Origin of the sequence: Streptacidiphilus pinicola, assembly GCF_003258295.1 — a bacterium.
Lineage (GTDB): Bacteria > Actinomycetota > Actinomycetes > Streptomycetales > Streptomycetaceae > Streptacidiphilus > Streptacidiphilus pinicola.
The window spans coordinates 328-5,556 of the sequence record NZ_QKYN01000193.1 but is presented as its reverse complement, the minus strand read 5'-3'; the positions used below and the strand labels follow the sequence as shown (position 1 = coordinate 5,556).

Here is a 5,229-nt window from a genome sequence, read left to right as displayed (position 1 = left end):
CGGGCTCGGCCTCGGCGACCTGCTCTCGCTCGCCCAGAACGAACTGGCGCGCCAGGCCCGCGTGAGCCGGACGGCCCGCGGCCGCACGTCGCCCACCGCCCGGCACGACGGCCTCTGCCTGGCCGCGTGACGCCGTCGGGGGCCGGCGCCACGGCCGGCCCCCGACCGCCCCCCGCCACGGCCGGCCCCCGACCGCCCGCGCCACACACTCAGACGAACGCGAGACGCCGGCTCAGCACCTCGTCGGCGAGCCCGTAGGCGACGGCCTCCTCGGCGGTGAGCACCTTCTCCCGGTCCATGTCCGCGCGCAGCGTCGCCTCGTCGTGACCCGTGTGCCGGGCCAGGACCTCCTCCACCTGCGCGCGGATCCGGATCATCTCCTTGGCCGCGAGGCTGAGGTCGGAAACCGTCCCCTGCCGGCCGCCGCTGGCGGGCTGGCCGAGCAGCACCCGCGCGTGCTGCAGCACGAAGCGCCGCCCGGGGTCTCCCCCGGCCAGCAGCACCGCCGCCGTCGACGCGGCCTGGCCGACGCAGAAGGTGGAGATCGGGGCCTGCACGAAGCTCATCGTGTCGTAGATCGCCATCAGCGAAGTGAAGGACCCGCCCGGCGAGTTGAGGTAGATCGAGATCTCCCGCTCCGGGTTGGCGGACTCCAGGTGCAGCAGCTGCGCGATGACCACGTTGGCGACGCCGTCGTCGATGTCGGTGCCGAGGAAGATGATCCGCTCGTTCAGCAGCCGGCTGAAGACGTCGAAGGACCGTTCGCCCTGCGCCGTGCGCTCGATCACGTAGGGAACCGTGTACGACCCCATGTCACAACCCCATCCGCGGACGCGTCGCGGCCGGGCGGATGTCGGCGAGGGACTCCACCACCCGGTCCACGATCCCGTACTCCTTGGCCTGTTCGGCCGTGAACCAGCGGTCCCGGTCGCCGTCGCGCGCGATCGTCTCCACGCTCTGCCCGGTGTGCTCGGCGGTGATCCGCTCGATCGCCTGCTTGGTGAACTGCAGGTTCTCCGCCTGGATCTCGATGTCCGCGGCGGTGCCCCCGATGCCCGCCGACGGCTGGTGCATCATGATCCGCGCGTTGGGCAGCGCGTAGCGCTTGCCGCACGCCCCTACGGTGAGCAGGAACTGGCCCATGCTGGCGGCGAATCCCATCGCCAGCGTCGAGACGTCGTTCGGGATCAGCCGCAGCGTGTCGTAGATGGCGAGCCCCGCGGTGACCGACCCGCCGGGGCTGTTGATGTACAGGCTGATGTCGGTGCGCGGGTCCTCCGCGGAGAGCAGCAGCAGCTGCGCGCAGACGCGGTTGGCCGACACGTCGTCGACCTGCGTGCCGAGAACGATGATCCGCTGGCCGAGCAGCTGCGCCGCGAGGTGGTCGTCGAACGGGGTGGGCGGGGTGTCACCCTCCTGCCCGCGTGGCCGGAACGGGGGTTGGGTGTGTGGAGTCATCAAGGTCTCCCGGTCGATGAGGGGTTGCCGTCACTCCACTCTTGACCGGCCGGCCCCGCGACCGACCCCTTCTCTGCCCGCCGCAGATTCGCCACGGGCAGAGCGGCCGCCCGGGAGCGGAGCCGCCGGGGCCCGGGGCGCCGGGTGCTTCCACCCCTGGCCCAATCCGCGCTTTCGCCGTCGCCGTCATCGGTTGATATGATCACGCCTTCGAGATCCCATTTGTGAGGATACGTCACGGGATCTCCATGACTTCTTCTCAACTTCCATGCAAGGCACGAAACGGGGAACTGATTTCATGACGCGCAACACCCTCGCCGCCATCGCCACGAGCGCCGTCGTCCTGCTCGGAGCGTCGGCGTGCAGTGGGTCCACGGGCGGCTCGACGTCGTCCGCCACGGGCTCGGGCTCGGTCGCGAGCACCGGTGCCAGCGCCCCGGCCGGCGGCGGCAGCACCCAGGACATATCGGCGCTGCCGGCCGCCACCCAGGCGCAGCTGGACAAGGCCCTGCTCGCCACCGGCGAGCTGGGCAAGCTGGAGGGCGTGGTCAAGGACGACCCCTCGTCCGCGTTCATCGCCAACAACACCCTGGACACGGCCACCCCGGCGAGCTGCGACATCTTCAACCTGGTGGGCGAGGCCGGCGGCGACAAGTACCAGCCCGCCGCGGTGGCGGACGCCCACATCATGGAGGCGGACGCCTCCGCGCCGAACACCCGCCACTTCGTGCACCTCTCCGGTTACACCGGCAAGCAGGCCCAGGCGTTCATGGCGGCCATCAAGACCGCGCTGCCGGGCTGCGCCTCCTTCAAGGAGACCGGCAACGGCGAGCACTACCAGGAGACCCTCAGCCCGGTCTCGCTGACCGCGGGTGACGAGGCGCTGGCCTGGCGCGCCGAGATGACCATGGGCGGCAAGAGCTTCACCATCGTCGAGTCCGTGGTCCGGGTGGGCTCGACCGTGGCGACGTTCGCCGAGTTCGCCCCCAAGAGCCCGAGCCTGCCGATCACCAAGCAGTCGATCATCGACAAGCAGGTCTCGAAGATGCAGGCCATCAGCAAGGCCTGACATTCCGTCGGTTCGGCTGTTCCCGTGGCCCGGGCGTCCGCGTGGTCGGACGCCCGGGCCACCGGCATCATGGAGGCGTGGCGATCGTGAACGTTCTGGTGGTCCAGCACGAGGACGGGACCGGTCCCGGCATCGTCGGCGCCGCGCTGACGGCCGAGGGCCTGGACCTCGACGTCCGGCATCCCTGGGCCGGGGGCGCGCTCCCGGCCTCCCTCGCCGACCACGACGCTCTGCTCGTCCTCGGCGGCGCGCCCAACTGCGAGGACGACGCCGCGGCGCCCTGGCTGCCCGCGGTGCGCTCGCTGATCCGGGAGGCGGTGGCCCGCGAGGTCCCGTTCCTCGGCATCTGCCTCGGCGCCCAGATCGCGGCGTCCTGCCTGGGCGGCAAGGTCGTCCGACGCACCCGCCCGCCCGAGGTCGGCGTCGTCCCGCTGCGCCGCCTCCCGGCGGTCGACGGCGACCCCGTCCTCGGCGCGGTCCCCGCCGGCGCGCCGGCCGCGCAGTGGCACTGGGACGAGGTGGCCGTCCTGCCTCCGGGCGCGGTACCGCTCCTCACCGGCGACGACTGCGAGCATCAGGCCTTCCGCGTCGGCCCCACCGCCTGGGCCGTCCAGTTCCACCCGGAGGTCCTCGCCGCGGACGTCACCCCCTGGGCCGCCTCCGACGGCCCCGCCGTCGCCGCGGCCGGCGCCGATCCGTCCGCGGCGCTGGCCTCCGTGCAGGCGGCGGAACCCGAACTGCTGGCCGTCTGGAGCGCCATGGCTCGCGCGTGGGGCGCGGTGATCCGCGCGCGGGCAGCGGGCGGGTGACTGCGACCGCCCCGTGCCGGGCACCAACTCGGCCTCACCGCTGGACATAGCCAGGCAGCTGGTCACATTCCGGCAACACCCGTCACATCATCTTCACGCGCGCGGGACGCTGCCAGGATGAAGCGGATCCCCATCTTCACTCTCGGCGCGGCGGCGGTTCTCGTGCTCGCCGGCTGCGCTTCCGGAAGCACCTCCACCAGCTACGACGGGCCCACTGACAACCCGTCCGTCGGCATCACCACGCACAGCGTCGTCATCTCCGGTGCAGGAACGACCCCAACGCCGGCCAGATCGAGCGCCAAGCCCCCGCCACCTCCGACGCCGAGCCCGACAGCGACCCCAGAGGCCACGAGTCCTGACGGCGGCTCGTCCAGTGGGTCATCCGGCGGAGGTGGGAGCGGAGTTCAGGTCATCCTGTCCCCGTCCGGCAACCACTATCGAGCGGGCGAGTTCTGCCCGACCGCAGACGACGGCGTGACCACCGTCGACGCCCAGGGGCGCCACATCACCTGTGTGATGGAGTCTGGCCGCTACCACTGGCACTACGCGTAGCCGAGGGTCCATCGGGCCGAATGAAGCGGTAGATCGTGATCACGGACCTGGTCGCTGTATACCTCGCGCACTCCGCCGCCCACGGAGACGCTGCCATCGACCGAGCCGCCGCCGCGGATCTCGCCTCCAGCACCCGTCCGCACCGGCTCTACCGCGCGGCCGCACGGAGGCTGCGCGCCGGGCACAGCAGTTCGCCCGCCGACGCGGGCGAGGCCCTGCTCGCCACCCGCCGCCCGGTCCACGCCCTGGCCGCGGCTGAACCGGGCCCGCACGAACACGGCACGGCCCGGACCGTCGCGCTGCTCCACCGCGCACTGTCGGCCCCTGCGGACCCGCTGCCCGAGCTGCCGAGTACCTCCGAACTCGACGGAGCGCTACGGCAGTTCGCCGCAGCGCTCCCGTCCCTCGCCGTTCTCCGCCCGATTGCTACGAACCGCTGCCCCGCGAGGGGCCGAAGAACTCGATCTCGGCGATCGCGACCTGCTTCGTCGGGGAGGCGTTGAAGGCCGAACGGATGACGAACCTGACGGAGACCACGCTGCTGAAACGCAACGGGCGCGTCTGCGGGCCGACGTTCGGGTCGAGCGTCAGCGTGGTCGTCTGGACCTTGCCGTCCGCGGTGGTGACGTCCGCCTCGAGGTTCTGCGGGAGGGCAGAGCTGTCGAGGTCGGAGGCGTTGGTCGACTCGCCCGGGCTGATGACCACGTCGAGCAGGTCGACCGGCTGGTTGAAGCCCGCCTGGATCCACCGGCCCGCGTCGTCGCCCGTGAAGCCCGGACCCCACCAGGTGTTGTTGTGCTCGTCGAAGGCGAGCTGGGGGCCGTGCTGGGCATAGGAGTTGGACGCGGTGATCTTCGAGGTGTCCGGCGGGATGAGGACGCGCTTGGAGAAGTGGTCGCTGACCGTCTGCGCGACCGAGCCACCGTTGACGGCAAGGGTGATGACCGCGGCCAGGACGGCGGCCGTGACCACCCAGCTGACGACGCGGCTCCAGTCGCTGCGCAGCCGGGGCCGCTCACCCGCCCAGGGGTTGCGGCGCGGGCCGAAGCCCGGCAGTCGGCGCCACCAGGCGAGCTTGGGCGGGTCCTCGGGGCGCCCCTCCATGGACATGGCGCAGCGGCGGCAGAAGTGCCGGTCCGGCCGGTTGCCGGTGCCGCACCAGGGGCAGGGCGTACCGCCCTCGTCGCCGGGCTCGGCCCCCGGGCTCTGCACGACCGGCCGCGCGGCGGCGGGCCGGCCCGGCAGCACCGGGACGATCGCGGGCGCGGCCTCCTGCTGCGTCGGGTCGTTGACGGGCACGAGCAGCGCGCGAGCGCGCTCGCTCGCCGCGGACTCGGCGGA

General features: G+C 72.3%; 5 protein-coding genes. 2 read left to right on the top strand and 3 right to left on the bottom strand.

The genetic code is table 11. From position 1 onward, the window contains the following. Nucleotides 1–209: 209 nt before the first annotated feature. Both DN069_RS36015 and DN069_RS36010 read right to left on the bottom strand, forming a co-directional pair. Nucleotides 210–812 (bottom strand): ClpP family protease, encoded by a 603-nt coding sequence (locus DN069_RS36015; protein WP_111507472.1) that lies wholly within the window; start codon nt 810–812, stop codon nt 210–212. 1 nt (nt 813) lies between these two features. Then, nucleotides 814–1,458 (bottom strand): ATP-dependent Clp protease proteolytic subunit, encoded by a 645-nt coding sequence (locus DN069_RS36010; RefSeq protein WP_111507471.1) that lies wholly within the window; start codon nt 1,456–1,458, stop codon nt 814–816. A gap of 298 nt (nt 1,459–1,756) precedes the next feature. On the opposite strand from DN069_RS36010, the gene DN069_RS36005 reads away from it, so the two are divergent. Then, nucleotides 1,757–2,527 carry a hypothetical protein gene (locus DN069_RS36005; RefSeq protein WP_111507470.1) on the top strand — a complete coding sequence of 257 codons (771 nt, stop codon included), beginning with the start codon at nt 1,757–1,759 and terminating at the stop codon, nt 2,525–2,527. A 77-nt stretch (nt 2,528–2,604) separates the two neighbouring features. Beyond that, complete coding sequence (locus DN069_RS36000; protein WP_243640228.1) at nt 2,605–3,336, top strand: type 1 glutamine amidotransferase; 732 nt, start codon at nt 2,605–2,607, stop codon at nt 3,334–3,336. A 978-nt stretch (nt 3,337–4,314) separates the two neighbouring features. On the opposite strand, the gene DN069_RS39655 is transcribed toward DN069_RS36000, so the two are convergent. Next, the coding region (locus DN069_RS39655) for an NADase-type glycan-binding domain-containing protein (RefSeq protein WP_165845790.1) at nt 4,315–5,229 on the bottom strand (915 nt) is incomplete at its 5' end.